The sequence below is a fragment of the Plantimonas leprariae genome (genome assembly GCF_008802405.1).
Taxonomy (GTDB): Bacteria; Pseudomonadota; Alphaproteobacteria; order Rhizobiales; family Rhizobiaceae; genus Plantimonas; species Plantimonas leprariae.
Genome location: NZ_VZDO01000024.1, coordinates 23779 through 47178, shown reverse-complemented (window position 1 = coordinate 47178; position 23400 = coordinate 23779). Strand labels below are relative to the sequence as shown.

The 23400-nt window shown below is 70.3% G+C and carries 18 protein-coding genes and 1 pseudogene; 5 read left to right on the top strand and 14 right to left on the bottom strand.

What is annotated here, in order from left to right; translation table 11 throughout:
• Positions 1 to 126 precede the first annotated feature (126 nt).
• Positions 127 to 863 (bottom strand): annotated as a pseudogene (locus F6X38_RS21645) (SDR family oxidoreductase).
• Positions 864 to 934: 71 nt separating this feature from the next.
• Between F6X38_RS21645 and F6X38_RS21640 the strand changes: the two are divergent.
• Positions 935 to 1855 (top strand): AraC family transcriptional regulator, encoded by a 921-nt coding sequence (locus F6X38_RS21640; protein ID WP_150973523.1) that lies wholly within the window; start codon positions 935 to 937, stop codon positions 1853 to 1855.
• A gap of 208 nt (positions 1856 to 2063) precedes the next feature.
• Here the strand turns inward: F6X38_RS21640 and F6X38_RS21635 are convergent, their stop codons facing one another.
• From F6X38_RS21635 to F6X38_RS21625, 3 genes are all read right to left on the bottom strand, one after another.
• Complete coding sequence (locus F6X38_RS21635; RefSeq protein WP_150973521.1) at positions 2064 to 2717, bottom strand: glutathione S-transferase family protein; 654 nt, start codon at positions 2715 to 2717, stop codon at positions 2064 to 2066.
• 304 nt (positions 2718 to 3021) lie between these two features.
• Positions 3022 to 3918: an NAD-dependent epimerase/dehydratase family protein gene (locus F6X38_RS21630; RefSeq protein ID WP_150973519.1), complete on the bottom strand. Its 897-nt coding sequence runs from the start codon at positions 3916 to 3918 to the stop codon at positions 3022 to 3024.
• 46 nt (positions 3919 to 3964) lie between these two features.
• Positions 3965 to 4684 (bottom strand): SDR family oxidoreductase, encoded by a 720-nt coding sequence (locus tag F6X38_RS21625; RefSeq protein WP_150973517.1) that lies wholly within the window; start codon positions 4682 to 4684, stop codon positions 3965 to 3967.
• A 133-nt stretch (positions 4685 to 4817) separates the two neighbouring features.
• Between F6X38_RS21625 and F6X38_RS21620 the strand changes: the two genes are divergently transcribed.
• Positions 4818 to 5735: a LysR family transcriptional regulator gene (locus F6X38_RS21620; RefSeq protein ID WP_150973515.1), complete on the top strand. Its 918-nt coding sequence runs from the start codon at positions 4818 to 4820 to the stop codon at positions 5733 to 5735.
• A 446-nt stretch (positions 5736 to 6181) separates the two neighbouring features.
• Here the strand turns inward: F6X38_RS21620 and F6X38_RS21615 are convergent, their stop codons facing one another.
• The 6 genes from F6X38_RS21615 to F6X38_RS21590 all read right to left on the bottom strand — a co-directional run bounded on the left by F6X38_RS21615 (position 6182) and on the right by F6X38_RS21590 (position 14062).
• The gene (locus tag F6X38_RS21615) at positions 6182 to 6739 is read right to left on the bottom strand and encodes an SLOG cluster 4 domain-containing protein (RefSeq protein WP_161992877.1); all 558 of its coding nucleotides are present in this window, start codon (positions 6737 to 6739) and stop codon (positions 6182 to 6184) included.
• A gap of 195 nt (positions 6740 to 6934) precedes the next feature.
• Positions 6935 to 7801 carry a hypothetical protein gene (locus F6X38_RS21610; RefSeq protein WP_161992876.1) on the bottom strand — a complete coding sequence of 289 codons (867 nt, stop codon included), beginning with the start codon at positions 7799 to 7801 and terminating at the stop codon, positions 6935 to 6937.
• 78 nt (positions 7802 to 7879) lie between these two features.
• Positions 7880 to 11200, bottom strand: a complete 3321-nt coding sequence (locus F6X38_RS21605) for an error-prone DNA polymerase (protein ID WP_150973558.1) — start codon at positions 11198 to 11200, stop codon at positions 7880 to 7882.
• A 145-nt stretch (positions 11201 to 11345) separates the two neighbouring features.
• The gene (locus tag F6X38_RS21600; RefSeq protein WP_150973511.1) at positions 11346 to 11855 is read right to left on the bottom strand and encodes a GNAT family N-acetyltransferase; all 510 of its coding nucleotides are present in this window, start codon (positions 11853 to 11855) and stop codon (positions 11346 to 11348) included.
• 10 nt (positions 11856 to 11865) lie between these two features.
• Positions 11866 to 13386 (bottom strand): Y-family DNA polymerase, encoded by a 1521-nt coding sequence (locus tag F6X38_RS21595; RefSeq protein ID WP_150973509.1) that lies wholly within the window; start codon positions 13384 to 13386, stop codon positions 11866 to 11868.
• Positions 13301 to 14062, bottom strand: a complete 762-nt coding sequence (locus F6X38_RS21590; protein ID WP_150973507.1) for an ImuA family protein — start codon at positions 14060 to 14062, stop codon at positions 13301 to 13303. Before F6X38_RS21590 ends, F6X38_RS21595 begins: the two co-directional genes overlap by 86 nt.
• On the opposite strand from F6X38_RS21590, the gene F6X38_RS24025 reads away from it, so the two are divergent.
• The 3 genes from F6X38_RS24025 to dinB are packed head-to-tail and all read left to right on the top strand — an operon-like array spanning position 14056 to position 16107.
• A complete protein-coding gene (locus F6X38_RS24025) occupies positions 14056 to 14499 on the top strand; it encodes a hypothetical protein (RefSeq protein ID WP_246191483.1) in 444 nt (147 codons plus the stop codon). The two genes, F6X38_RS21590 and F6X38_RS24025, sit on opposite strands and share 7 nt — an antisense overlap.
• Positions 14489 to 14965, top strand: a complete 477-nt coding sequence (locus tag F6X38_RS21580) for an AAC(3)-I family aminoglycoside N-acetyltransferase (RefSeq protein WP_150973505.1) — start codon at positions 14489 to 14491, stop codon at positions 14963 to 14965. Before F6X38_RS24025 ends, F6X38_RS21580 begins: the two co-directional genes overlap by 11 nt.
• 14 nt (positions 14966 to 14979) lie before the next feature.
• The gene (gene dinB / locus F6X38_RS21575) at positions 14980 to 16107 is read left to right on the top strand and encodes a DNA polymerase IV (protein WP_150973503.1); all 1128 of its coding nucleotides are present in this window, start codon (positions 14980 to 14982) and stop codon (positions 16105 to 16107) included.
• A gap of 51 nt (positions 16108 to 16158) precedes the next feature.
• On the opposite strand, the gene F6X38_RS21570 is transcribed toward dinB, so the two are convergent.
• The 4 genes from F6X38_RS21570 to F6X38_RS21555 form a co-directional block, all read right to left on the bottom strand.
• Complete coding sequence (locus F6X38_RS21570; protein ID WP_150973501.1) at positions 16159 to 17277, bottom strand: hypothetical protein; 1119 nt, start codon at positions 17275 to 17277, stop codon at positions 16159 to 16161.
• A 179-nt stretch (positions 17278 to 17456) separates the two neighbouring features.
• Positions 17457 to 17834: a response regulator gene (locus F6X38_RS21565; RefSeq protein ID WP_150973499.1), complete on the bottom strand. Its 378-nt coding sequence runs from the start codon at positions 17832 to 17834 to the stop codon at positions 17457 to 17459.
• A gap of 149 nt (positions 17835 to 17983) precedes the next feature.
• Positions 17984 to 18553 carry a fasciclin domain-containing protein gene (locus F6X38_RS21560; protein WP_150973497.1) on the bottom strand — a complete coding sequence of 190 codons (570 nt, stop codon included), beginning with the start codon at positions 18551 to 18553 and terminating at the stop codon, positions 17984 to 17986.
• 372 nt (positions 18554 to 18925) lie between these two features.
• On the bottom strand, positions 18926 to 23344 hold the full coding sequence (locus F6X38_RS21555) for a PAS domain S-box protein (RefSeq protein ID WP_150973495.1): 4419 nt from the start codon (positions 23342 to 23344) through the stop codon (positions 18926 to 18928).
• Between the last annotated feature and the right edge of the window lie 56 nt (positions 23345 to 23400).

The window sequence follows — 23400 nt, the reverse complement described above, 5'->3', positions numbered from 1 at the left end:
ATAACGGACGCTCGGCAAGCCGTCCCGTCGAGTCCACCCCGTCCGACCCTCGGTCGATCCCGGGCGGGCGTTTCCCGTGCGCGGAAGCGGACATCCGCGCCGCAACCCATTCCAATGGACCGCCGCTCAATCCTGTGCGGTCGGGCGCACCACGATGCTGCCGATCTCGACGTCGTCGGGCTGCTCGATCGCGAAGGCGATGGCGCGGGCGATCGCGTCCGGCGGGATGGCGAGCTCCTCCTTCCGTTTCCGGATCGCGGCTTTCACGACCGGGTCGGCGATCGAGGCGTCCGCGAAGGTCGTGTCGACGAAGCCGGGCGAAACCTCCGTCACCCTGAGGTGCGGCCCCGCCTCCTGCCGCAGCGCCTCGGTGGCCGTGCGCAGGGCGTTCTTGGTCGCGGCGTAGACGCCCATCGTCGGGACGATCTTGATGCCCGCCGTCGAGAGGACGTTCACCACATGGCCTGCCCGCTGGCGGGCGAACACAGGCAGCGCGGCGGCGATGCCGTAGATGCGCCCTTGAGGTTCACGTCGATCATCGCGTCCCAGTCCTCGACGCGCAGCGCGTCGAAGCGCGAGATCGGCCCGATGCCCGCGTTGTTGACGACGACGTCGAGCCGACCGAAGCGCTCGGTGGCGAGGGCGACCAAGGCTTCGAGATTCGCCCGCCTCGTGACGTCGGTGACCCGGTACGCGACCTCGCCGCCGGAAGCGACGATCTCGTCCGCAACGGCAGCGAGTTCCGTCTCGCTCCGCGCTCCCAGGACGAGACGTGCGCCGCGGGACGCGACGTGAACGGCGGTCGCCCGGCCGATGCCGCGTCCCGCCCCGGTGATGGCGACGATCTTGTTCTCGATGGTCATGGCTGGCTCGGTGGTTGCGTCGAGCGTCGAAGCTAGGTCCGCTGTGTCGGACCATCTATGCTCGTTCGGCCATGAGTTTGTCGCGATCCGCCGAAGCCGCTGCCGACCCGTTCTCGGAGGTCCTCGCGGCCCTCGGCACACGAAGCGTTCGGGGCACCGGCCTCGAGGCGGAGGGCGACTGGGCGCTTTCCTTCGACGGCCGCGGCCGCCTGAAGTTCGTCGCGCTCACATCCGGCGGGTGCTGGCTTCTCCTTCCGAACCGTCCCCCGGAAGCGATGAACGAAGGCGACGTCTTCCTGCTCAGCAACACGCGCTACGCGGTCGCGAGCGATCCCGCCGTCGAGCCCGTCGACGGCATGGCGCTCTACGCCGCCCCGGGGCACGACGTCGTGCGGCTCGGGACCGGACGCGAAACGGTCATGATCGGCGGCGGAAGCGGCTTCGCGGATGGATGCGCCCCGTTCGTCCTGGACGCGCTGCCGCCGTTCCTGCGGATCGACAGCACGTCACCCAACGCCGAAACCATCGCGCTGACGATCGCGGCGCTGCACCGGGAGGTCCGCTCGGATGGGGTGGGCCGCGCGCTGGTCGCCGAACGATTGGCGGAGATTCTCGTCGTCGAGGCGGTCCGGGCTTACGTCGCAAGCAGGCCGGCGGAGAACGTCGGCTGGATCGCCGCCCTCGGCGACGAGCGGATCGCCAGGGCGATCGGGCTGATGCATGGCGACGTCGCCCGCCGCTGGACGGTTCCGTCGCTGGCCCGGGAGGTCGGCATGTCGCGCTCGGCGTTCGCGCAGCGTTTCTCGCGACGTGTCGGCCAGCCGCCGCTCGACTACCTGACCCGGTGGCGCATGCTGCTGGCGCAACGGAAGCTTGCCGCGGGCGCGCCCGTCGCGGCGATCGCCGCGTCCGTCGGCTACGAATCGCAGAGCGCCTTCGCCCACGCCTTCAAGCGCACGACGGGCCGGACCCCGCGCGACAGGCGGTCGTGACGCGGTCGGGCGTTGCGTAGCCTCGGCAACGCCCCGCGCCGGGCGCCATCCGGGTGAGGTTCGTCGGCAAGCCGACCCGTCCCGGCGTTGCAAACCCTGCCGCATCCCTCGCCGGGCGCAGCCGAACGCGGGCCTTCCGCCTCCGGGGAAAGGGCAACGAGGGGACGGCCGTTCGCTGTCGGTACCCCAAGTCAGAAACGGACCCCGGTCACCTGTCTCGCGCGCCCTCGGCGAATACCGCCAACTGGGCGGCGAAAGCCCGCTCGAAGGCGGGCCGCGCCTCGCCGCGCGCGACGTAGGCGTAGAGGTTCGGATAGCCCTCCAGAAGACCCGAGCCGTCCAGCCGTCGCAGCACCGTCACCATCATGAGGTCGCCGGCGCTGAAGGCGCCGTCGAGCCAGTCGGCGTCGCCGAGGCGGCTCGAGAGTTCGCCCAGTCGCTCACCGACGCGGCCCTCGAGAACGGCGAGGCGCTTGTCGTGCCAGGGCTTGTCGCGGTCCAGGAGCCCGGCCATCTCGTGGTCGACGATCGGCGGCTCGACGGTGTTGAGCGCGGCGAACATCCACGCGATGGCGCGGGCCCTTGCATCCGCATCGTCCGGCAGCAGCCCCGCTTGGTTCCCGGCGATGTGGAGCACGATCGCACCGGACTCGAACAGGACGAGGTCGCCGTCCTCGTAGGTCGGGATCTGCCCGAACGGATGCAGGCGGCGATGGTCCGGCTCCTTCATCGCGCGGAACGACAGGAGGCGGACCTCGTAGGGCCTCCCCACTTCCTCGAGCGCCCATCGGACCCGCATGTCCCGCGCCTGTCCCCCGCCGCGGTCGGGAGACCGTTCGAACGCCGTGATGGTGATGGTCATCGCATGGCTCCGGGAAACCGCACGATGCCCCGCGGGGACAACATCTTGCAACAACCGCCGGAAGCGGCCGCTTCCCGTCGCAACCAGCGATCCGCGGTCGGCTTCTCGGGCGGCGAAGGCGCTCGGGCGCCCGGACGGGCATGTCGCAGCGTGACGACCGCGTCCGTCCCCACCGCCTCCCGGCCGATCCGACGGCGGTACCGAACTGCTCGGTCGACCGTTCCGGGAGCGCCGATCGCGTTGCGGGAGGCGGAAGGTCTGGCCGCGCCGTTCGATGTCGCCCGGCGCCCCCTTCAACGCCGGGTCATCGAACCAAGGGCTCTTGGGCGCGCAAGTCGGTCAGGAGGTCCGGCCCGAAGGGATCCCAGCGAAGCTCCCGTCGCGTCGACGCGCCCGAGGCCGCAAGGTCCGCGGCCGCGAGCGGCGCCATCCAGCCGAAGTACGCCTGCGCCTCCCCTGGGTCGATCGATGCGACCGGCAACCCCAGCCGCACCCCGATCGCAGCGGCGACGTCGCGCATCGCGACGCCCTCCTCGGCAACGGCGTGATAACGCGCCCCGGCCCGCCCCGACGCGAGGACGAGCCCGTAGAGCCGCGCGGCGTCCCCGACGTGGACGGCCGACACGCGGTTGGCTCCCCCGCCGACATAGGCGACGGAGCCCTGTTCCCGTGCGAGCTGGATCTGCCAGGTGATCCGGCCCTGCCGATGCGTGTCGTGCACCTGCGGCAGCCGCACCACCATCACATGCCTTCCGGCCGCGATTAGCGCGTCCGCCGCCTCCTCGGTGGCGGCTCGCGGGAACTCCGCCGACGACAGGTGGCCGTCGGTTTCCAGCGCCGGGCCGCCGTTCCCGGAGCGGACGAGGCCCGTACCGGAGGTGACGACGAGCGGCCTGTCCGACCCGGCCAGCGCCGCGCCGAGCGTCTCGACGACCCTACGGTCGTTCTCGCTGTGTCGCCGCATGTCGGCATGGTCGTGGTCGAAGGCCGCGTGGACGACGGCGTCCGCCGCTTCGGCCGCAGCCCGGAGGAACGGCAGGTCGTTGACGTCCCCGCGCACGGCATCGGCCCCGGCCCGGGCGAGCGCGGCGATGCCCGCGTCCGAACGGCTGAGACCCGTCACCCTATGGCCGGTGCCGACAAGCTCCGTGACGAGATGGGAGCCGATGAATCCGGTGGCGCCCGTCAGGAACACATGCATCTTCTGTCTCCCTCGTCGCTCGATCGGGATGATCGGGGTTTCCGGGTCACCAGGGAACGGCCTGTCCGAAGCGGTCGAGATACTGGATGCCGGGTTTGCCGCGTTTGGCGAGCACCACGTCCACCAGGCTCGGCACGGTTTCCTCGATCGTGAACGGCGCGTCCGGGCCGCCGAGCGAGGTGCGGATCCAGCCGGGCGCCAGGAGCAGCATGGCCCGGGAAGCGTTTTCCGGCCGCGCCGCGAAGCTGCGCATGGACATGTTGAGCGCCGCCTTGCTGGCGCGGTAGACCTCGCGCATCCCCCTCTCGTTGTTGGCGATGCTGCCCTGCCCCGACGACATCGCGCCGACGAGGCCGTCCGTCGGCACCAAGTCCTGCAACGCCTCGATCACCCGCATCGGGCCGAGCACGTTCGTGACCATGACCCGCATGAACTCGTCGGTCGCGACGGCGCCGACACGCGTGTGCTCGTCCTGCGTGGTGGTGCCGGCGCTGACGAACAGGATGTCGAGCGCCTGTCCGGCGAGGCGCTCGCGCAGGGCCGCGATCCCGTCCGGCGCGTCGATGTCGAGCGCCTCGATCCGCACCCTTCCAAGGTGCGCCTCCGCCAGTTCGTGCAGCTCGGTCCGGGCGCCTTCGACCCTGACGGTGCCGACGGCGTTCCAGCCCCGCCGCAGGAACTCGGCGACCAGGGCGGACCCGAGGCCTCGCGAGGCGCCGACGACGAGGACGGTGGGAATTGATGGGTTCGAGGAAGCTGCTGACATGGACGTCGTCCTTGACTGCTTTCGTTGCCGCCGGAGCTAGTCGGCGATCCAGCCAAGCGCCAGACGCACGCCGTGCAGGTTGTCGTTGCGCGCGGCGCTATGTCGTCCGTCGCGGAGCGGCTAGGCTTCCGGCATGGACGACCTCGACCTGAATCTCCTGCCCGCGCTGGACGCCCTGCTCGACGAGGGCAGCGTCGCGCGGGCCGCCGTTCGCCTGCGCCTCAGCCCGTCGGCGATGAGCCGAACGCTGTCGCGGCTGCGCGCGGCGACCGGCGACCCGCTGCTCGTCCGGGCGGGGCGCGGCCTCGTGCCGACGCCGCGCGCGATCGAGTTGCGCGAGCGGGTCGGCCCGCTGGTTCGGGAGGCGGAGGGCGTGTTGCGTCCGGCGGTGGCGCTCGACTTGGCGAAGCTGGAGCGCGCGTTCACGCTGCGGGTCAGCGACGGTTTCGTCGACAACTTCGGCCCCGCCCTCCTCGCACACGTCGCCGCAGATGCGCCGGGCGTCCTCCTGCGCTTCGTCCAGAAACTCGACCGCGACACCGCAGGCCTGCGCGACGGCAGCGTCGATCTCGAGACCGGCGTCGTCAGCCGGGAAACGGGTCCGGAGGTGCGCGCCAGGGCGCTGTTCCATGACCGCTTCGTCGGCGTCGTGCGCGAGGGGCATGCCCTGACGGACGGATCGATCACCGCGGCCCGCTACGCGGCGGAGCGGCACATCCTCGGCCCGCGCGGCACCAGCGACCGCGGGCCGGTCGACGCGGCGTTGGCCGGGCTCGGGCTCGAGCGGCGGATCGCGACCGTAGTCACCGGCTTTGCGAGCGCATTGGCGCTGGTGCGGGGGTCCGACCTCGTCGCCGCCGTGCCCGAGCGCCACACCGACAGCATGCGGAGCGGCCTCTTTGCCTTCCCTTTGCCGTTCGACGTCCCCGAGGTGACGGTGTCGATGCACTGGCATCCCCGGAACGACGCCGATCCCGCCCATCACTGGCTGCGCGAATGCCTGCGCGACGCCTGTCACGAAAAGCGGGACGGTCCGCGGCGGGCGTCGTAAGGCCGCCGCTGGGCCCGGCCACGCGCTGTCGTCGCTGTTCCGGTTGCGGGAGGAACGCAGGGTCGGCACTCTCGCCGAACGGGGCGCTCCGCATGCCGACCCGAACCTGGAGGATACCGGATGAGCTCGGCGCGGAGGCGGCCGTCCGCCGGGCGCTGTCCCGCTACACGCGGGCACCCCGTGCCCTGGTGCCGTCTTAGCCGACCCTCGGTCGCAACGCCGTCGGGCACTTCGGCCCGTTCCACGACCGGCATGCCGGCGGCTTCTGGCCGGACACACTGGCTGTGCTGCGCGAAAGGCGGAACCGTTGGCCGGACCGGATCGCGCTCGAGAGCCCATGGATTCGACGGCGTTTCCGAATGGGGACCGGGAAACCCTATCGGACCGGAAAAGTTTTCCGGACGTCGACCGACGGGGAACACGCATCCGCCCGTCCCTGCCGGGCCCTAGAGTCCGGCGAGAAGCGCCCTCAAGTCCTCGCCCGTGCTCCAGCCCCGGATCGGCGCCAGTTCCCGCTCGTCGGGCGGGTTGTCGACCAGCGTCTCCGACCAGCCGCCGCATCCGAGCAGGGGGAACAGCGGCCGCCGGTGCAGCCAGGCAAGGCATACCTCCGAGATCGTGCCCGCCCTGCCGCCGATCACCAGGCAGGCGTCGCCCGCCAGCGCCATCATCAGGTTGCGAGCGTCGCCCATGCCGCAGGGAATCAGTACCGTGCACGGCCAGTCCGCCGTCGCGATCTCGTCCGACGGGATGATCGAGACGACCCGCCCGCCGGCAGCAAGCGCGCGTTCGGCGGCGAACCGCGTCGCCGGGCTGCCGCAGCCGCTGACCGTGGTGATGCCCAAGCTCGCCAGGACCTCGCCCGCTTCCCCCGCCCGCTCGTAGGCCACGCTTCCGGGCTCCGCGCTGCCGAGCACGCTCACCTGCAACGGGTGCAGGCGTCCCGATGTCGATCGGACTCCCGACGGGTCAACGCGTCGGTCCCCGAGTTCATCGCTTCCCATCGTTGCCGAACCTCCGTTTGCCGCCGTGCGTCCGTGGCCTGTCGGGATACCGGGAACGGTCGGGAAGCGCCATGACGGTTGCGCGGCCGCGACGTATGTCCGTCGCGTAATGGTCCGGGACGGACGGCACGCGCCGTCGGGGCGCCATCGGCGTTCGACGGGCCAATCGATCGCGGACGGACGTCGCCGGAGGCTTCAGAAGTGGTAGGCGACGGAGGCGGCCCAGTGATCCGCGAACCGACCGTAGGCCGCACGCACGGCGTCCCGCCATTCCGCGTCGCCGGACAGCCCGAGCCATGCGAACGCATCCGCCGGTCCAAGGTCCGGCCACGTGTGCAGCCAGCGCAGGCGGTCCTCGACCGCTCCCGGCGGCAGCACCAGCGTGCCGGGGAACGCGTGTTCCCTTCCCTCGTTCGCGTCCGCGAGCAGCGTCGCCACCAGTTCGACGTTGCGGTCGTTGAACACCTCGATCTCGGCGGCGGGCTCCCGACCGAGCGCATCGCCGAGCGCCTCCTCCAGGTTGACGAGCAGGTCGCGGCCGCGGTTCGGCTTCGACGACACGTTCGCGACCCGACGTCCCTCTCCTCGCCGCTCGTCCCCGATGATCCGCCCGTCGAAGCGTCCGCCCAGATCCCACCAGTCCCACCGCCCGAGCGGGTTCAGCCAGCGCCCCCAGCCGCCGGTGACGGGATGGCGTTCGAGCCCGGACGCGGCGTAGCGCGGGACGAAGGCGTCCAGCGCCATCGTATCGGCGAAGCGGACCTGCCAGTGATCTGTGCCGCGCCGATCCATCTCGCCGCGGACGGCCCCGGTGTTCAATGACCAGGGGGCCGCGTCGCCGCCCCCTTCGATCCGCAGGCCGCCGCGGCCGGTGACCGCGAACGTCAGGGCCGCTTCGTGGAGGACGCGCAACGTTTCCGTCTTGTCCTCGAAGGCCAGCAGGCTTTCGGGCAGTTCGTCCCGGCCGCCCCGCTCGAAGGGCGAGAGGGACGCACGGATCGCCGCGGCGGGCGGCGTGTCCGACATGGGGAGAAGGACGTAGGCGACGGAGAACATGCCCACGGTCTACCGGAAAGACCCCGACGCCGTCACGGATCGGTGCCGTCCGGCTTGGCGGAGGACGGGCCGGCGTCCGGAAACCTACCGGAAGTCCCGTGCCTTCACGCGGATCGCCGCCAGGGTCAGGTCGGGAATGTAGATGTCGCGGACCTTCGTCGGAGGACGCGACGGTTCCGCACTCTCAGGTTCGGGGTCTGCATCTGCGGTCGCTCCCTTCGTTGCCGTCTTCCGTCGACCGACGCTTGCCAATTCCCGCGACAGGTCGGTCATCGTGTGGGCGACGAGGTGGACGACCTCGCCCTCGCGCTGGATGCGGCCGCGGACGCCCAGCATGCCGGCGCCGAGCACGGCGCGGCGGTTCGCCTCGAACGTTTTCGTCCAGACCACGAGGTTGGCGACGCCGGTCTCGTCCTCGACCGTGATGAACATGACTCCCTTCGCCGAACCCGGGCGCTGCCGCACCAGCACGAGCCCCGCCACCTCGACCCAGCGCCTGTCCCGCGACGCCATCGCCTCGGCGCATGTGATTAGGCCGCGCCGCCGGAACTCGTCGCGCAGGAACGCCGCTGGATGTTCGCGCAGGCTGAGCCCGGTGTGGACATAGTCCTCCACCACCTCGCCGCCCGCCGGCATGGCGCGCAGCCGCACGGCCGGCTCGTGCTGTTCGGGAACCGTGCGCTTCGCCCGTTCCGCCGCGGCGGCAAAGAGTGGCAGCGGTTCGTCGGCCAGCGCCTTGATCTGCCACAGCGCCTCGCGCCGTGAGACGCCCATGCTGGCGCTGAACGCGTCGGCTTCGGCGAGCTCGACCAGCGCGGCTGCCGGTACGCGCACCCGCTGCCAGAGATCGTCGACCGAGCGGAACGGCTCGTCGCCGCGGTTCGCGACCAGCCGAGCAGCCGCTGCGTTGCCAAGACCCTTCACCATGCGAAGGCCAAGCCGCACCGCTAGCCGTCCGTTCGCGTCCATGCCGTCGCGGTCACCGCCGTTCACTTTTGTGATCGGCTCCAGCGTGCAGTCCCACCGGCTCGCGTTGATGCAGACCGGCCGCACCTCGACGCCGTGGTCGCGCGCGTCTCGGACGATCTGCGCCGGGGCGTAGAAGCCCATCGGCTGCGAGTTCAAGAGCGCCGCGCAGAACACGTCCGGATGCCAGCACTTCAGCCATGACGACGCGTAGGCGAGGAGCGCGAAGCTCGCCGCGTGGCTTTCCGGAAAGCCGTACGACCCGAACCCTTCGAGCTGCCGGAAGGTCCGCTCGGCGAACTCCCGCTCGTAGCCCTTGTCGACCATGCCCTGCACCAGCTTGTCGCGGAAGTGCGTGACGCCGCCGGTGAACTTGAACGTCGCCATGGCCCGGCGCAGCGCATCGGCCTCCGTCGCCGTGAAGCCGGCGCACTCGATCGCCACCCGCATCGCCTGCTCCTGGAACAGCGGCACGCCGAGCGTCTTGCCGAGGACGCGTTCGAGTTCCGGCTTCGGGAACACGACCTCCTCCTTGCCCTCGCGCCGGCGCAGGTACGGATGCACCATGTCGCCCTGGATCGGCCCGGGCCGCACGATCGCCACCTCGATCACGAGGTCGTAGAAGGTGCGCGGCTTCATCCGCGGCAGCATCGCCATCTGGGCGCGGCTCTCGATCTGGAAGGTGCCGAGCGTGTCGGCCCGCCGGATCATCGCGTAGGTGCGCGGATCCTCGGCCGGGACCGTAGCGAGGTCGAGATCGATGCCCTTCGCGTCGCGCAGGAGATCGAACCCTTTGCGCATCGCCGACAGCATGCCGAGCGCCAGGACGTCGACCTTCATGAACTTCAGCGCGTCGATGTCGTCCTTGTCCCATTCGATCACCTGCCGATCGACCATCGCCGCCGGCTCGATCGGCACCAGCTCGTCGAGGCGATCCCGCGTCAAGACGAAGCCGCCCGGGTGCTGCGACAGGTGGCGGGGCGTGCCGACGAGCTGGGAAGCCAACTCGAGCGCAAGGCGCAGCCGCCGGTCCTCGAGGTTCAGGTTGATGCCGGCGGCGTGTTTCGCCTCGACGCCTTCCGACCAGCTCCAGATCTGCGACGACAGGGCGGAGAGGAGATCGTCCGGCAGCCCGAGCGCCTTGCCGACATCGCGCAGCGCCCCCTTCGCCCGGTAGCGGATGACGGTGGAGCAGAGCGCCGCGTGCGTCCGGCCGTAGGTCTCGTAGACCCACTGGATGACCTCCTCCCGCCGCTCGTGCTCGAAGTCGACATCGATGTCGGGCGGCTCGCGCCGTTCCTCCGAGACGAAGCGCTCGAACAGCAGGTCGTTGCGGTCGGGGTCGATCGAGGTGACGCCGAGCACGAAGCAGACGGAGCTGTTCGCCGCCGAGCCTCGCCCCTGGCAGAGGATGCCTTTGCTCCGGGCGAACCGGACGATGGAGTTCACGGTCAGGAAGTATGGGGCGTAGTCGAGGCGGCGGATGAGGTCGAGCTCGTGCGTGAGGTTGCCGCGGACCTTCGCCGGGAGCCCTTCGGGATAACGCTCCAGCGCGCCCTCCCACGTCAGCTTCTCCAACGCCTCCTGCGGCGTCAGATTGGGGAACTGTCGCTCCTCTGGGTATTGGTAGGCGAGCTCGTCCATCGAGAAGCGGCAGCGCTCAGCGATTCCCATCGTCCGCCGGATCGCGTCCGGATACCGTTTGAACAGGCGATTCATCTCCTCCGGGGCCTTCAGGTAGCGGTCGGCGTGGCGCTCGCGGCGGAAGCCGGCGGCGTCGATCGTGGTGCGCTCGCGGATGCAGGTGACGACGTCCTGGAGGATGCGGCGGTCGGGGGAATGGAACAGCACGTCGTTCGTCACGACGGTGGCCACCCCGAGCCGGGCGGCCATCTCCGACAGCTCGTGGAGGCGAAGCTGGTCGTTCGGGCGGCGGCGAAGCGTCAGGGCGAGGTAGGCACGGTCGCCGAAGGCATCGCGCAGGCGACGGAGGTGCACCGCCGTCGCCTCGTCCGCCTCGTCCGGCACGAGGACAGCCAGCAGCCCGTCGCCGTGCGCGGCGAGGTCGTCGAACGCAAGGATGCAGCGCGCCTTGCCGCCGCGGCCCTTGCCGAGCGTCAGCAGACGGCAGAGCCGCGAGTAGGCGGCGCGGTCGGTCGGGTAGACGAGCATTGACGGGCCGTCCGCGAGATCGAGGCGGCAGCCGACGACGAGGTGGACGCCGCAGGTTTTCGCCGCCTCGTGCGCCCGCACGATCCCAGCCAAGCTGTTCCGGTCCACGACGCCGAGCGCCCGGATGCCCAGCGCTGCGGCCGCCGCGAACAGTTCCTCGCAGCCGGACGCGCCGCGCAGGAACGAGAAGTGCGTCGTCACCTGCAACTCGGCGTAGGGCGGCGCGTCGGCGCGAGCTGGACGCTCGGTCGGGTGGTTCTCCGTCAAAGCGATCGCCACCTTGGGGTGGGTTTGCTCGGGATCACGGGAACGCCCGCGCCATACGCGCTCGCCCGGCCGCGCCAAACCTTGGCGCCGTCATCGCTGTCGGGCCCACTCCACGGACAGGACGCAGGATGCGAACCTTCCATCATCACGACGCTTCGGGGCGCCGGTCGTATTGAAAGTAGGCGTTCAGGGCGCCCGCGATCATGCGCTCGTCCACGAAGCGCATGCCTACCGCCTCCAGCACGCGGCGGGACGCCGTGTTGCGCACGAGGGCGAACCCCACCAAGCGTTTGTCAGCGTGGTGGCGCACCGCCCACTCGATCAACGCCGCCGCGGCTTCCTGCGCGATACCGCGCCGCTGGAAGGCGGGCTGGATGGCATATCCGATCTCGAGTTGATTCTCCCACGGCGACCAGCCGGCCCGTCCCACGAAGGTGCCGTCCCGAAGGCTCAACTTCCACTTCGTGTGGCCGTGGGCTTCCTGCTCGAGCATGTGGGCGCGAAGCCGCGCCGCGATGGCGGCCAAGGTCCACGACTCGGATGCGGCCGCGTATCCTGCTTGAACGGCAGGATCCGAGTGCAGGGCGTGAAGCAGCGGCAGATCCGCTGCCTGCCAAGCATCGAACCGCAGCCGCGAGCTGGTGAGCATCTCCATTTCGTGCCCCCTATCCAAAGATACCGTGCAGAAACCAGCGCTGCGAGCCGGTCTCCGGGTGCTCGCCGTCACCCTCGCGGTAGAGCCAGTACCGTTCCCCGGCGTCGTCCTCGACCCGGAAGTAGTCTCGCGCGGTCGCAATCTCGGCGTCGCGCTTCCACCATTCGCCGAAGACCCGCTCCGGCCCGTCGGCGCGTCGTACCCGCCGCCGCACCCCGCGCCACCGGAACCAGTTCGGGGGGTGATCGGGCAATAGCGCCATCGTCTCCACCAGCTCCGGCCGCGGCAGGAGGCGGGACGGCCGCGGCCAGTGGTCGTGCCACGCTGCCCCGTCGTCGGGGTCGAGCGCGCCGATGCGCGCGATCGAGCGCTCCGGCACGTCGCTGGCGACGGGGGCGAAGCGGTAGAGGCGCCGTTCGCCGAGTCGGTTGGCGAGAACGTCGATCAGTCCGGCGACGTCCACCACCGGCTCCTCGATCACCGGGGACACCGCTTGCCTTTCGCCCAAAGGCTCGGCCAGCGTCGCGGCGAGGCGCATCAGATCGATGCCGAAGCCGGGGTCGACGGTCTCGATCCGGCTGGCGAGCAGCCGCGTCAGTTGCCGGACGTCCCGAACGGGCTGCCCCGTCCCGACCCGGATCGCCTCCACCCGGTTGTCGACGCGCGTGAACAGGAGGTCGAGGCGCCGGGCGCCGAGGCCGCGCAGTTCGAGTTCGGCACATAGGGCGGCGACGAGCTTGCCCGTGTAACGGGCGACGGTCTCCGGAGCGCCGATCGGCTCGGGGAAGGCGCGACGCACCTCCACGAGGTCGGGCGACCGCACGGGGTCGACGGGTTCGGGAACGACCCCGAATGCCTGGTCGAGGCGATGGCCGAGCGTCGGCCCGAAGCGTTGCGTCAAAGGCGCCCGCGGTTGGCTCGCGACGTCGCCGATCGTCCGGAAGCCGAGGACGTTTAGGTCCACAACCGTGCGTGCAGCAAGCCGCAGCGCCGTGACGGGCAGCCCGGCGAGTGCCTCCCTCCCCACCCTTCCGTCGACGATGACCATGGGCGCGCCGGCGAAGCGTGCGGCGGCGTGCGCCGCGCCCCACGTGTCGGCGACCGCGACGCGCGCTTCCATTCCCGACGCCGCGAACCGCTCGACGAGTTTGGCAAGCATCGTCTCCTCGCCGCCGTGCAGATGGTCGGCGCCGGTCGTTTCGATGACGAGGCCGTCCGGCGGATCGGCGGCGACGACTGGCGAGAAGCGCAACGCCCAGATCGCCAGCCGCTCCAGCGCCGCCGCGTCGCCAGCGGGATCCGCCTCGATCACCGCGAGGCCCGGAACGAGCGCCTGCGCCTTCGCGGTTGGCATGCCGACGGAAAGGCCAGCCGCCTCGGCTATGTGGTCGAGCGCCACGACGGTGCGCCGATTGCCGTCGCGACCGACGAGCACGAGCGGCACGTCAGCCGGCGGCGCGGCGCCGGGCGAGGTCCGCCGCAGCCGATCGGTCGGCCAACGGGGCAGCCAAAGCGAGACGACCCTTGTCATCGCAAGCGTCCACCTCGAAGTCGGCGCACTCGCCCGCCCGACAGCGGATCAGCTCCAACAGCCAGCGCGACCGCCCGACGCCAGGCACGGGCAACGGAACCGAGGGCAGGACGGACACGCGCCAGCGCGTCGCGGCCGCGGTCGGCTGCCCGAAGTCGGCGGCTTCCGTCTGCCGCCGCCAGCGCCGGATCGCCAGCGCCATCGTGCCAGACCCCTCCGCGGCTAACTGGAGCCGGCGCGAGGCGGTCATCGACAGCTTCGCGACCTCCGCCACGACCGCTCCGAGTCCGCCATGCCGCAGGCAGTCCTCGAACGAGCCGAGCAGTTCCCGCTCGTCGCCCGCCTCCACGAAGATCACCCTTCCCGGGAGAAGCCCCGCCTGCTGCAAGGCCGGAGCGAACAGGTCCTGGCGCACGACGCACCAGAGCACCGGACCCTTCGTGCGCGCCGCGACGCCGGCCGCGAAGAGGGCTGCCGCCGCCCCGTCGACGGAGCCAGTGCCCCCACCCGCCACCTCGTGCAGCGAGCCCAGCGCCAAGCCACCGCCCGGCAGGCGCCGGTCGATCGCCTCGACCCCGAACGGCAATGCCGCGCGCGTCCGCGACGCCCGGCCCTCGAGGCGCAGGACGCGCTCCCGCAACTCGGCCAAAGTGAGCGGGATCGCCGGGGATGGCATCGCGGGTGCGGGCTCCGGAAATCATTTCGAATGCGAACTCGACCCGAATCAGGCATGGTTCCGTTCACTATCTGTTCGCATGGCGGATGCGGTCAATCCGCGACGTTTCCGGTGTGGACAAGCTGTGGGCAACGGGACCATGCGATCGACCGGCGCGCGTGGCGGCAAGCTCATCGAGAGGATGCGTGGTGACCGACAAGACGCTGTTCATCGTCCAGCAGTTCGAGCGTCGCGGCAAGAAGTTCACGGCCGGCCGCTCGGTCGAGTACCGGACAGCCGCCGAAGCGATCGCCCGGGCCGAGCGGGACGCGGAGAAGTTCGCTGGCGTCGTCGCGCTGACGATGGCGGTCGATACCGACACCGGCGAGGTCGTCGAGGAACCGAAGGTGCTCGCCCGCTTCGGCGAGGTCGGGCGGGAGTTTCGCGATGAGGGCTGAGGCCGCCTTCCGTCGCCTCGGTCCCGGCGACGCGTCAATTCTGCGACATTTGAATGCCGTCTTCGCCGAGGCCTTCGACGATCGGGAGACCTACCAGGACGCGCCGCCATCGGACGCCTACCTGGACGGGCTCCTGGCGAAGGAACACGTCGTCGCCCTCGTGGCCCTGGCGGACGACGCGGTCGTCGGCGGGTTGGTCGCCTACGAACTCGACAAGGCCGAGCGGATGCGGCGCGAGGTCTACGTTTACGATCTCGCGGTCGCCGCGACACATAGGCGGCGAGGACTGGCGACGGGCCTGATCGAGCACCTCTGCGGGATCGCGGCTGAGCGCGGCGCCTCCGTGGTCTACGTTCAGGCCGACCGTGGCGACGGTCCAGCCATCGCACTCTACGAAAGCCTCGGGACCCGCGAGGAAGTCCTGCACTTCGACATCGAGGTCGGGCATGGGCTCAAAGAGGAGTAGGCGGCGGATCGACCATGGCGACGGCAACGGCAGTGGCGACGATCGCAACGGAAATGTCGAGCGAGATCGCTCCAGCGGTCCGCAAGATCATCCACATCGACATGGACGCGTTCTACGCTTCGGTCGAGCAGCGGGACGATCCGGCCTTGCGCGGGCTGCCGGTCGCGGTCGGCGGCTCGTCGCAGCGCGGCGTCGTCGCGGCGGCGAGCTACGAGGCGCGCCGGTTCGGCGTGCGCTCGGCGATGCCGTCGGTGACGGCGAAGCGCCGCTGCCCGGACCTCGTCTTCGTCAAGCCGCGCTTCGAGGTCTACAAGGCGGTGTCCGCCGAAATCCACGCCGTCTTCGCCGAGCACACCGACGTCATTGAGCCGCTGTCGCTGGACGAGGCCTATCTCGACGTCACGGTGAACAAGCAGGGCATCGCGTCCGCCACCGCGATCGCGCAAGCTATCCGGCGACGCATCAGGGAGACGACCGGGCTGACCGCTTCGGCGGGCGTCTCCTACAACAAGTTCCTCGCCAAGCTCGCCTCCGACCACCGGAAGCCCGACGGCCTGTTCGTCGTGACGCCGGCGATGGGTCCGGGCTTCGTCGAGGACCTGCCCGTCGGCCGCTTCCACGGCGTCGGTCCGGCGACGGCGGCGAAGATGGAGGCGCTCGGCATTTGCACCGGCCGGGACTTGCGCGACCAGTCGTTCGCCTTCCTTCGGGAGCGGTTCGGCAAGGCGGGTCCGTTCTACCACGGGATCGCGCGCGGCATCGACGAGCGTCCAGTGAGGCCGAACCGGGAGCGGAAATCGGTCGGCGCCGAGAACACCTTCGGCGACGACCTCTTCACGTTCGAGGCAATGCGCGAGGCGCTCCGACCGATCGCAGACAAGGTCTGGCGCTATTGCGAGGCGAAGGAGCTGCGCGGGCGCACCGTGACGCTGAAGGTCAAGTACGCCGACTTCCGGCAGATCACCCGCGCGCAGTCGAGCGGGCAACCGGTCGCCAGCCTCGCCGACCTTGATCGCGTGGCCGGCGAACTCCTCGCGCCGTTGATGCCCGTCCCGAAGGGCGTGCGCCTACTCGGGCTGACGGTCTCGTCGCTCGTGGCGGAAACGGAAGCCGCGGAACGGCAGCTCGTCCTGCCGATGTAGGCTAGGCGGGTCCGGGGCGCCGACACCGCCGGGCGTCGGCGCGACGTGCCTTCAGGCTGCGCCCAGCAGCGGGGCGACGACGTCGCCTTCGTCGTCGTGCTCCACCAGGCTGTCGGCATTCGCTTCGACCCGGCCGAAGAACTCGTCGGCGTCGAACCATGCGAGATCCGTCGACGCCGAGAACGGCCCGACCGCGATGGGTCCCGTGACCGCCGACAAGACGAGGCGTTCGCCGTCGGCGGTCGCGGCGCAATGGATGGTCTCGGGACGCCCGTCCGGCACGCCGCGACGGCGCAGCGCCGCCTCCATCGGGATCCGGACCGTCTCCCAGGCGAGCGCCGCGCCGCAGGCCGGCCAGTCGAGCGGCGCGCCGATCGCCATGTCGGCGAGATCCGCGGCGTAGGAGTCGTACCAGGATTCGACGGCGGCGGCACTCGCCAAGTCCTCGGCGTCGAGTTCGTCCTCCGGGACCGCCGTCCTCCCCGCGAACGCGTCCAGCACCAGCTCGATGCCGACCAGCGCGCCGAACGCCGTGTCGCCTCCGGAAGCGGCGGGGTCCGCCTGGAGGAGTTCGGCCACCGCGACCCGGATGGCGTCCGGCGACGGCAACGGCGTCCGCAACAGCCCGTCTTTCAGACGATCGGACAGGTATTCGTGGAGCGCCCGGACCCGTCCGGGCGGGCTCGCGTCCGGCATGAAGGCGGCGATCGGCACGACGAGGGGAAGCACGAGGCATCGGCCGTCCTCGGGCACGACCCCGGCCTCCCGCAGCGACGTCTCCAGCCGGGCGATCTCCCCGGCGTCGTCCGCGAACGCGGCCACCCTGTCCGCAGGCCCGACCACGGGGCAGAGGACCAGACGCGTGCCCAGCTCGACCTCGGCACCGCCCGCCTCCGCGACGCGCAGCGTCCCGAGCCCGGCCTCGGCGTAGGCTTGCGCCCGGAAGTCGGGATACCCTTCCCCGAGGATGTCCTCAAGATCGTCAGCCAGCCGCGTCCAGGCATCGTCGAAGTCGGCGTTCGACAGGCACGGCCTGAGCTGGCCCGTGGCACCCTCGCTCGCGAACGCCGCAGCCGCGCGCAGGATCGCCCCTTCCGTCGGCGACTTCGCCCGCTTCACCGACTGCCGGGCGATCTTCGCCGACGCCCGCCTGTCCGCCCGATTGGCCATGCAACATTCCGTCCGACACGGCTCGCCCGTCGCATCCGCGGTCGCTGCGTAGTCCGGGGATTCGGCCCCGTCCACCCCGATCGCACCCCCGCTTGCCCTCGCCAGATGGCCGAGCTGCTGGTTCGAGTGTCAGGTCGCCCGGCCCGACGCCGCTTCCCGGCGAGCCTTTGAAACGCCGATCAGTACGCTGAGGCGAAGCGGTCGACCGTGTCGAGGACGGCCGAGTCGGCGTAGGGTTTGGAGAAGAACACGGCGCCCTTCGGCATTTCGTGAGCCGCGAGCTTCGGACGACCGGACACGACGACGATCTCGACCGGCGGCCAGCGATGACGGCAGACGTGAGCGAGCGCCAGGCCATTCATCGATCCCGGCATCTCGATGTCGGTGAACAGGACGCGGATCTCGGGTTGGCTCTCGAGCAGTCGGATCGCCTCGTCGGCGTTCCGCGCTTTATATACGAGGTAGCCGGCGTCCTCGAAGAAGCTCGCCGTTTGCATCAGCAGCGGCCCGTCATCCTCCACGACCAGGACGGCGAAGGAAGAATGCGAAGCGACCATTGGGCGGCATCCCGCCGGACGCGCGACGACAACAGGCACCGACGCTCCGGTTCTGGAACAGTAGTGTAGACGGCTAAACGTTCGGTTACGTTTGGGAAGGCATCGGCCGGGGCGTCGAGCGGAACGTCCCGGCCGCCGAGCGGACCCGGCTACTTCGGCATCAGGACAGTGTCGATGACGTGCACGACGCCGTTCTTCTGCATGACGTCGGCCTGCGTGACGGTGGGGGCGTGACCGCTTTCGTCGAACACCTCGAGCTTGTCGCCGTTCATCTGAAGGGTGAGCGTGCCGCCCTCAACGGTCTTGACGTTGTGCTTGCCGCCATCGTCCTTGATCATCTGCATCGCGGCCGCCGACGTCGCCTTGGCCGGCACCACGTGGTAGGTCAGGATCTTCGTCAGCTTATCCTTGTTCTCCGGTTTGACCAGCTCGTCGACCGTGCCGGCGGGAAGCTTCTTGAACGCGTCGTCGGTGGGCGCGAACACGGTGAACGGCCCGTCGCCCGCCAGCGTGTCGACGAGACCGGCGGCCTTCACGGCAGCGACCAGCGTCGTCAGGTTGTTGGCCTTGGAAGCGTTCTCCGGGATCGGCTTCATCGGGTCCATCGGCGCGCCGCCGACCATCGGCATGTCCTGCGCGAACGACACGGACATCGCTCCCGTCGAAGCGCCGGCGACCAGCGCGGCGACCGCGGCTGTCCGGATCATGGTGCGGATCATCATGGGTTCTCCCTGTCTCATGACGGCCTCGGGACCGAGGCGCGATCGAGATACGGGGCGACGACGCAAGCGGCTTCAAAGCGATCAGACCTCCGAGCCGACGTCAGGCGACGAGGTTCCTCGCCGAGCACCAGAACCCAGCGAGATCGTCCACGGGGTGGACGATCAGCCAAAGCGGCCGGAAGCGTCGACGGGATGCCGTCACAACCGGAAAAGTTCTCCGGCTTTCGCCCGCACTCCCGATCCGGCGCCCTTGCGGGACGCGGCCCCGGGACGCTTCGCGGACGACACGATGACCCCCGCTCCCATCGAACCGCGGATCGCACACCGCGAACCCGTATGCGGTAGTGCCATGTGGCGCGGCTTCCCGGCTCAGGCGTCGAGCGGCATGTCGATGGTGCAATCGAGGCGGTCGGCGCCGAGCGTGTAGGTCGTCTTGGCTTTCAGCGTATAGGGCAGCGCCTCCTCGATCAGCGTGCGCCCGTAGCCGCCCTCGTGCAGCGGTCCCCGCGTTTCCCCGACCGTGACGCTGATCCCCGTCTCAGTCCAGGCGAAGCGCATCCGGCGCTTGCCGCCCTCGTCGGCGTATTCCTCCCAACGAACGGCCAATCGTCCCTCGTCGCCCCTCAGCGCGCCGTACTTCCTGGCGTTGGTGGCGAGCTCGTGGACCGCCAGCGACAGGGTCTGGACCGCGGACTTCCTCAGCGCGATGGCCTCTCCCTCGATCGCGACGCGATCGCCCTCCAGGTCGGCGCCGAGCGCGTCGAGTTCGATCCGCACGATGTCGCCGATGTGGATCCGCTCGTCGCGCTTCCGCGAGAACAGGCCCTGGACCCGCGACAGCGCCTCCAACCGCTCGGTGAACCGGACGCGGAAGTCGGCAAGCGAGTCGCTGGACGCTACGATCTGGCGCATGATCATGCCGACGATGCCGATCAGGTTGCGGGTGCGATGGTGGAGTTCGGCGACCATCACCTGCAACTGCGCCTCGCTCTCGCGCAGCGCCTCCTCCGCCTCCTTCTCCTCCGTCGCGTCGTGCCCGACGCCGCCGATGGCGGTGACGCGGCCTTGGGCGTCCCGGATCGGAAAGTCGGTGTTGCGCAGCCAGCGGATCGCCCCGTCGCTCGGGCGCTGGACGCGGTACTCGAAGGTGACGCTCTCGCCGTCGCGCACGCGCCCGATCATGTCGACGGCGTGCTGCCGGTCTTCCGGCACGATGAGATCGGTCCAGTTGCGGAAGTTGTTGCCGGCGAACGCCTCGTCCCGCGGCAGGCCGTAGATCGCCTCGAACGCTGGCGTCAGGTACGTCCATCCGAGCGTTTCGACGTCGCGGATCCAGAGGACGTCCGTCGAAGCCTCGCCGAAGCCGCGCAGCCGTTCCTCGCTTTGCTTCAACCCCTCTTCCGCAAGCCGACGGCGCGTGACGTCCTTGAACAGGACGGCGACGCGCCGGCTGTCGGCGTTCTCAGGCTCGGTCTTGAAGACGTGGAACTCGTACCAGATGCCGTCCGGGGCCGCGTAGCGCTCCAGGCTTGCGGCCTCGCCGGTCACGGCGACCCGGCCCCAGATCTCGTACCAGTACTCCTCGTAGTCGGCGACGTCGCGCAGGCGATGCCCCGTCAGGTCGCTGCCGACCATCCGGATCGCCGCCGGGTTGGCTTCGACGTACGCGATGTCAACCGCCCTGCCGGCCCCGTCGAAGACGACGTCGGCGAGGAGGTACCCCTCGTCCATCGTCTCGAACATCGTGCGGTAGCGCTCCTCGCTCTCGCGCAGAGCCTCCTCGGCGCGGACCTTGTCGTCGACATCGATCGTCACGCCGACGTGGCCGCGGTAGCCGCCGTCGCCCCGGAACAGCGGTCGGGCGTAGTTGTCGAACCAGTGCCAGGCGCCGTCGGCGCGCCGGATGAGGTTGCGCCCGTACCAGGGAGCTCGCGTCCGGACCGCTTCCAGGTAGCTCTCGACGTAGGGCTGCTCCTGGTCGGGATGAACGAGCCCGTGCCAGCCCTCGCCGGCGATCTGCTCGGCGCTGCGCCCGGTGTAGTCGAGGAACGCCTGGTTGACGAAGGCGTTGGCGCCCGCCTCGTCGTTGAACCAGATGAATGCGGGCGCGGTCTCCGCGAGCGTGCGGAACCGCCGTTCGCTCTCGCCCAGCGCCGCTTCGGCTCGGGCACGTTCCAGCGCCGCCCAGGTGCGTTCGGCGACTTCGCCGGCCAAGTCGATGTCGTAGTCGCTCCAGTGCCGCGGACTCGACTGGTTGACACCCAGCAACGCCACCAGCCGCCCTTGCTTGATCAATGGAATGCCGAAGCCGGCGCGTGTCGAGACGGAGGCGTAGGCCCTGCGCTCGGCCTCGTCGTAGCGCGGGTCGACGTTCACGTCGTCGCTGCTCGCGAACCGTCCGGCCCGCCATTCGCCGACCGCATAGGTTGAGAAGGCCGAAAGCGAGTAGCGACCGACCCGGCTCGAAACGCCGTCCGTGTAGTCGGAGAGGATGTCTGCCGTGTCGCCGTCGCCGTCGACGACCACGTAGAAGACACGGCTCGCGTTCAGATGTCCGCCGAGCACCCGCATCGCCGCGCCCTGGATCTCGGTCGGATCGGCCAGCGGCCGCAGCACGTCGGAGAGTTCCAAGAGGAACGCCTGCCGCGCCTCGCTGTCGCGAAGGGCGGCATCGGCCCGCCGCTGCGCCGTGACATCGAAGGTGACGCCGTAGAGCACGGTCGGCGCTTCGCCGTCGCCGCGGCCGCGCCAGCGGATCCAGCGTCCGGCCGTCGGCCCGGCGACGATCTCCAGCGGCCCGTCGAACTCCTCGCCCGCGTCGATCGCCCGGTTGACGATCACCTGCATCTCGGCCGCGCCCTCCGGCGACATCCGCTCGGTGAACAGCGACAAAGGGTGCGCCTCCTCGGACGGCGGAAAGCCCCAGAGCGCCAGGAACTTCGCGTCGCCCCAGACGAGACGGTTCGCGAGGTCCCAGCGCCACGTGCCCATGCCGCCGCCGGCCAGCGCGACGCGGCGCAGCGCCTCGCTCTCGCGCTGCGCCTGTCGGGCGAGCTTGCGCTCGGTGACGTCGCTGGCGGACCCGAGCCACTCGACAATCCCGCCGTCACCGTCGAGGATCGGCACGGCGCGGGACAAGGTCCAGCCGAGCGAGCCGTCGGTCCGGATCACCCGGTGCTCCTGCTCGAACGTCGACTTCGTGTCGATCGCCTTGCCGATCGCCGCCCTGACGGTCGAATGGTCGTCGGGGTGGATGTAGCGGTCCAGCCAGTTGCCGCTCGGCTCGACCGTGTCGGAGAGGATCCCGCGGCCGTCGAGCCGACGCATCTCCGTCCAGTCCGGACCCATCCGGTAGACGACGTCGGAACTGGCGGTCACGAAGGCGCGGAACCGTTCCTCGTTGTCGCGCAGTGCCGCTTCCGCGCAGGCGCGTTCCGCCGCCGCCCAGGTCCGCTCCCCGACTTCCTCGACGAGGCGGATCTCGGCGGGCGTCCAGTCCCGCGGAACAGAGGAATGGACCCCGACCGCCGCGACCCAGCGACCGTCCTTGACCAGCGGGACGCCGATCCAGGCCCTGACCCGGATGGCGCGGACCGCCGCGAGGTTGCCGTCCGACGCGGCGTCCCGCTCCGTGTCGCGGGCGACCATCGTGCGTCCCGCCCGGTAACCCGCGCGGATCTCGTCGCCGAAGTCGGTGAGGAGCATCCGGTCGGGGAGCGGCACCGCCTCCCGTTCCCACCGGGCGGTCAGGAAGAACTCGTTCTGATCGGCTTCGACCTCGTAGTAGCCGGCCCGGCTCACCGCGAGGCGTTCGCCCATCAGCCGCACGGCGGCGTTCTGGATCTCAATCGCGTCGCGCAGCGGGCGAAGCGTGTCTCCGAGTTCGAGCAGGAACGCCTGCCGCTCCTCGCTCTCGCGAAGGGTTGCTTCCGCACGCTTCTGCTCGGTGACGTCGTTGAAGACGATGGCGACCTTCAGGCTGCCTTCGCCCCCGATCCTCGATGCATAGGCCGCGATCCACCGGTCGACGGGCGGGGCGAGGTAGCTCTCGTTGCGGGCGGCCTGTCCCGTCAGCGCGACCTGGCCGTAGAAATCCAGCCACGGTCCCCCTTCCGGGATGATCTCCAGCGACCGCTTCCCGACGATGCCGTGCAATCCCGTGTGCCGTTCGTAGGCCGCGTTGGCTTCGAGATGCAGGAGATCGACGGGTTTCCCGGTCCCGTCGAGGATCACCTCGACCACGGCGAAGCCCTCGTCGATCGACGCGAACAGCGTCCGGTACTTCTCCTCGCTCGCGCGCAGCGCCGTCTCGGCCCGGAGGCGCTCGCCGATCGCGAAGCCGGTCATCGCGGCCGCGATCACGTCGCCGTCGGCATTGCGCACCGGGGTCAGGTAGGCGTCGAACACCTCCGCCGTGCCGCTCATGCTTGGATCGAGGGGCTGCGCCGGGACGTGCAGGCTCTCGCCGGCGAAGACGCGATCGTAGAAGGGCGCAACCGCGGCGAACTCGTGCGCGAAGGCTTGCGCCAGCGGCCGGCCGAGCACGTCCGGATGGCGGTTGCCGTAATGGCGCGCCGCCGCGTCGTTGTAGAGGAACAGTCGCTCCGGCCCGACCGCCAGCGTCGCCAGCATCGGCGACGCCAGCATCGTCTCGACCGCGGCCCTCACCCTGTCCGTCCAGCCCTCGATCGGCCCGAGCGGCGTTTGCGCCCAGTCGAGGGCGCGGATGCGCTCGGCCATCTCGCCGGAAGCCCTCGGGAAGGGCATGCCGCTTGCCGAACCTGTCATCGCGCCGCCCCGTCGATCGCACCGCGTAGCCGGGTGCGATCATTCCCCGTTCCGGC

Excerpts from the sequence above, each read along its gene's own strand:
- F6X38_RS21640 (WP_150973523.1), top strand. The coding sequence starts at position 935 with ATGAGTTTGTCGCGATCCGCCGAAGCCGCTGCCGACCCGTTCTCGGAG.
- F6X38_RS21635 (WP_150973521.1), bottom strand. The coding sequence starts at position 2,717 with ATGACCATCACCATCACGGCGTTCGAACGGTCTCCCGACCGCGGCGGG.
- F6X38_RS21630 (WP_150973519.1), bottom strand. The coding sequence starts at position 3,918 with ATGCATGTGTTCCTGACGGGCGCCACCGGATTCATCGGCTCCCATCTC.
- F6X38_RS21625 (WP_150973517.1), bottom strand. The coding sequence starts at position 4,684 with ATGTCAGCAGCTTCCTCGAACCCATCAATTCCCACCGTCCTCGTCGTC.
- F6X38_RS21620 (WP_150973515.1), top strand. The coding sequence starts at position 4,818 with ATGGACGACCTCGACCTGAATCTCCTGCCCGCGCTGGACGCCCTGCTC.
- F6X38_RS21615 (WP_161992877.1), bottom strand. The coding sequence starts at position 6,739 with ATGGGAAGCGATGAACTCGGGGACCGACGCGTTGACCCGTCGGGAGTC.
- F6X38_RS21600 (WP_150973511.1), bottom strand. The coding sequence starts at position 11,855 with ATGGAGATGCTCACCAGCTCGCGGCTGCGGTTCGATGCTTGGCAGGCA.
- F6X38_RS21595 (WP_150973509.1), bottom strand. The coding sequence starts at position 13,386 with ATGACAAGGGTCGTCTCGCTTTGGCTGCCCCGTTGGCCGACCGATCGG.
- F6X38_RS24025 (WP_246191483.1), top strand. The coding sequence starts at position 14,056 with ATGGCATCGCGGGTGCGGGCTCCGGAAATCATTTCGAATGCGAACTCG.
- F6X38_RS21590 (WP_150973507.1), bottom strand. The coding sequence starts at position 14,062 with ATGCCATCCCCGGCGATCCCGCTCACTTTGGCCGAGTTGCGGGAGCGC.
- F6X38_RS21580 (WP_150973505.1), top strand. The coding sequence starts at position 14,489 with ATGAGGGCTGAGGCCGCCTTCCGTCGCCTCGGTCCCGGCGACGCGTCA.
- dinB (WP_150973503.1), top strand. The coding sequence starts at position 14,980 with ATGGCGACGGCAACGGCAGTGGCGACGATCGCAACGGAAATGTCGAGC.
- F6X38_RS21570 (WP_150973501.1), bottom strand. The coding sequence starts at position 17,277 with ATGGCCAATCGGGCGGACAGGCGGGCGTCGGCGAAGATCGCCCGGCAG.
- F6X38_RS21565 (WP_150973499.1), bottom strand. The coding sequence starts at position 17,834 with ATGGTCGCTTCGCATTCTTCCTTCGCCGTCCTGGTCGTGGAGGATGAC.
- F6X38_RS21560 (WP_150973497.1), bottom strand. The coding sequence starts at position 18,553 with ATGATCCGCACCATGATCCGGACAGCCGCGGTCGCCGCGCTGGTCGCC.
- F6X38_RS21555 (WP_150973495.1), bottom strand. The coding sequence starts at position 23,344 with ATGACAGGTTCGGCAAGCGGCATGCCCTTCCCGAGGGCTTCCGGCGAG.